Annotated in this window: 4 protein-coding genes; all 4 read left to right on the top strand. The window is 53.7% G+C overall.

The window, feature by feature from the left end; translation table 11 throughout:
• The coding region (locus ACH2EH_RS25070; RefSeq protein WP_395146125.1) for a hypothetical protein at positions 1 to 994 on the top strand (994 nt) is incomplete at its 5' end.
• Positions 987 to 1,421: a hypothetical protein gene (locus ACH2EH_RS25065; RefSeq protein ID WP_395146123.1), complete on the top strand. Its 435-nt coding sequence runs from the start codon at positions 987 to 989 to the stop codon at positions 1,419 to 1,421. The genes ACH2EH_RS25070 and ACH2EH_RS25065, both read left to right, overlap by 8 nt.
• The gene (locus tag ACH2EH_RS25060) at positions 1,409 to 1,789 is read left to right on the top strand and encodes a hypothetical protein (RefSeq protein ID WP_395146121.1); all 381 of its coding nucleotides are present in this window, start codon (positions 1,409 to 1,411) and stop codon (positions 1,787 to 1,789) included. The genes ACH2EH_RS25065 and ACH2EH_RS25060 overlap by 13 nt, the downstream gene beginning before the upstream one ends.
• 228 nt (positions 1,790 to 2,017) lie before the next feature.
• Positions 2,018 to 2,542: a hypothetical protein gene (locus ACH2EH_RS25055; RefSeq protein ID WP_395146127.1), complete on the top strand. Its 525-nt coding sequence runs from the start codon at positions 2,018 to 2,020 to the stop codon at positions 2,540 to 2,542.
• Positions 2,543 to 2,709: the final 167 nt, after the last annotated feature.

The raw sequence follows: 2,709 nt of genomic DNA, 5'->3' as shown, positions 1-2,709 counted from the left end.
TGATGCTGCGGCAGTGAAGAAAATACGCACGGCTGCAAAGAATCGCATTGCTGCGGCTGGTTTTGCAGGGCAAGAAGATCGGGCTGCTGTTTGGGAGGGCATGGCTGCTAGTACGGACGCGGAGGAGGTTTTCTCTCTTGCTGTTTTGTTTGCTCGGAGCCATTTTTCCGTAGATTTAGATTTGCTTTTGTCTATCCCTCATGTTGGTGAAGTATTGGCGGTGCAGTTTATAGCAACGTTGTTTCCTTTGTCTCGATTCGAGGAAGATGTGAATGGCGAGGATAGGACAGTTGGCAATATTCGTAAGTATTTGCGCTGGTCGCCTCGTCGTATTCAGACAGGGGTTACAAAGGACAGTACTCGGCGTGATAAGGCTCCTGCTCATTCTCTTGTCGGGGCGTTGTATCTTGCTGGGATGCAAGCGGCGTCCCGCCCTGAAAGTTCTGCTTTTGCTCGTCGGATTGTGGCGCGTAAGGAGAGGGGCGTGAAACCTGGGCATGCTGTTGTTCGTGCTGCGGATTCTTTGCTTCGGTGTTGTGTTGCTGTTTTACGTTCTCGCAAAATGTACGTTGATCCCGATGGTGTTGAATCTTTGGTTCGCACTGTTCTTGTGAAGAGCGAGATTCCTTGTCATTTGGTGCCACGAATCGAAACGGCTGAATTTTTTGGTGTTACTCGTTCCCGTGTGGGGCAATTGATTTTTTCTGGTGCTTTAGATTCGGAAGAGTGGGAAGGGGTTCGCTATGTTTTTCGTTCTGCTCTGGTTGATCGGAAAGAAGGCGTTCCGCTTTGGTCGAAGAGTGCTAGTTTGCCAGAGTCTTTAGTTTCCCAGTCTACAGCGGCACGGATTTTAGGTTTGACTCGCGGGCGTGTTTCACAGTTGGCGATTGCGGGTCTTATCGAAGCGGAAGAGTGGGAAGGGAAGCGTTATTTACTTCGTGCGTCGGTAGAAGCGGAAAGGTTAAAGAGAGAGGAATCAAAGAAAGATGAGTAAGTCAACATTCGGTGTTCGTGCTAGGCTGTCCAGCCCTGAAGACAAGCGCGAGCTACGCAAGGCGGCAGAGGCCGTTGTCCAGGCGCTGGGCTTTGAGGATTTCACGGATGCAGAGGCGGCAGGGATTCTTTATGAGCATGCACAGAAGCTGAAGCGTTATCGTGTCTCTGGGAACGTGAACACGCTGGTGCTGTCCCCTCCGTCTACCCAGGAAATAGAGCGTGTGGATCTGTCGGTTAAGGTGGCAGGAGAGGTGCGTGTAGAAGCATCCGATCTCCGTTCGTACTTGGGCCTGTTGGGTCTTCCCGTCCTTCAACCCGAAGACTTGCCCCGTCTTGGCGAAGCTTCGAAGCTTCGCTCTAATCGCCGCGTCCAGTGGGGCGCTCGTCTAGGTATGTCTCTAAGAGGTGCGCTATGTCGGCTGTGATTGTGTCGGTACTGACTCCCGATGTGTTGTCTCCCATGCTTGAGCTTGCTTATGGGAAGCTCATCGAGGCAACGGTAGAGGTTCAGGGCCTGGAAACGGCGGCGGCGTGGTGCAAAGCGGAGCTGGCAAAGGGTCGGAATGGGCTGCTGGTCAAGTACGCCGATGATCCTAAAGCACTGGGCGCGAATGAAGCGGCGCGGGAGGCTCGTCTTTCTGAGTACCTGAGCCTGAAGATAGCGGACTGCATGGAGTCTGAGGGGGCGCTGGCACTGGCGAAACAATCCCGTGACTTAGCACAGCTTGAAGTGGAGCATCTGCGCTCTCAGCTTCGGTGTTTGGAGTGCGCGGTAGGCTGGGAAAGGTCGTAGTCAGGGCGCGAAGGGCTGCGGGAAGGGTGGGCGCTGGGGGTCTTGGGGGCCGTGCGCTTTCCTCCTAATTTACATTTGTTTACACCACTACGCGCGTGTAACGAATCGGCTGGTTTGGTAGAGGATTGCTATTATTGCAATCTAAGGTGGAGCTTCGGAGCTTTGCCAGAAAGTGAAAAGAGGTTTATCGTGAGTTATTTGGTTTGGGGTGAGTTTGAACTACCGGAGATGAAAGACGGGAAATACATCTTGTCAAACGGTGCCGTCGTTTCTGCTAGGTCAAAGATCGGTGAGGGGTCAGTGATCGGTGAGGGGTCAAAGATCGGTGCGGGGTCAGTGATCGGTGCGCGGTCAGTGATCGGTGAGTGGTCAGTGATCGGTGCGCGGTCAGTGATCGGTGAGGGGTCAGTGATCGGTGCGCGGTCAAAGATCGGTGAGGGGTCAAAGATCGGTGGGGGGTCAGTGATCGGTGGGGGGTCAACCATTCTTTGTTTTTCTACTTTAGAGAATTGGTACGTTACGATTTGGCAGGACCAGCGGGACGATCACGGGCTTATGATGCGGATAGGTTGCCAAGAGCATACTGTTTCTCGGTGGCGGGGCTTTTCCGATGTGCTGATTACTAAAATGGATACTCGGGCTTTGGATTGGTGGAAAGCATATGGGGCCGTTTTGCTTGGTATGGCGGATGCGCTAGGCGCACTTGAGGCGGTAAAGACAGCTACAAGAGAGGAGGCGAAAAGTGATTCTTAGGGGTTCTGTTTCTGTGCAGGGTGCTGGCAAGCTGCGGGCCTCTGCGTCTGTCGCCGTGGTGGCTGATTTTCCGCCCGGTTCGCTTGTCTGGGTCTCGATCAATGGTGGTCGTACAGGTTTCTTTGCGGAGGTTGTTGGCCCGGCGCGTCCTGGCTCTTTTGGTCCGG

It is taken from the genome of Armatimonas sp., assembly GCF_043760365.1.
Lineage (GTDB): Bacteria > Armatimonadota > Armatimonadia > Armatimonadales > Armatimonadaceae > Armatimonas.
This window is presented reverse-complemented; position numbering and strand designations above follow the sequence as displayed.

Bases quoted from the DNA above. Each gene is read 5' to 3' on its own strand.
- ACH2EH_RS25055 (WP_395146127.1), top strand. From the start codon at position 2,018: ATGAAAGACGGGAAATACATCTTGTCAAACGGTGCCGTCGTTTCTGCT.
- ACH2EH_RS25060 (WP_395146121.1), top strand. From the start codon at position 1,409: ATGTCGGCTGTGATTGTGTCGGTACTGACTCCCGATGTGTTGTCTCCC.
- ACH2EH_RS25065 (WP_395146123.1), top strand. From the start codon at position 987: ATGAGTAAGTCAACATTCGGTGTTCGTGCTAGGCTGTCCAGCCCTGAA.